Source organism: Lactobacillus nasalidis, assembly GCF_016587775.1.
Classification (GTDB): domain Bacteria; phylum Bacillota; class Bacilli; order Lactobacillales; family Lactobacillaceae; genus Lactobacillus; species Lactobacillus nasalidis.
Genome location: NZ_BOCG01000228.1, coordinates 1 through 273, shown reverse-complemented (window position 1 = coordinate 273; position 273 = coordinate 1). Strand labels below are relative to the sequence as shown.

Sequence of the window (273 nt, the reverse complement as noted above, 5' to 3'; positions counted from 1 at the left end):
TTTTCTGACTTAACCTTGCTGACTAACGCAACTCGCCGGTTCATTCTACAAAAGGCACGCCATCACCCGATAACGGGCTCTGACTACTTGTAGGCACACGGTTTCAGGTTCTCTTTCACTCCCCTCCCGGGGTTCTTTTCACCTTTCCCTCACGGTACTGGTTCACTATCGGTCACTGGTTAGTATTTAGCCTTGCGAGATGGTCCTCGCGGATTCAGACGGGATTTCACGTGTCCCGCCCTACTCAGGATACTGATAGGTCTTCTTTGGATT

At 50.5% G+C, this 273-nt stretch carries 1 rRNA gene; it reads right to left on the bottom strand.

Features of this window, described 5'->3' with window-relative positions:
• Positions 1–273: ribosomal RNA gene (locus lacNas_RS03815) — 23S ribosomal RNA — on the bottom strand; the annotation flags it as partial.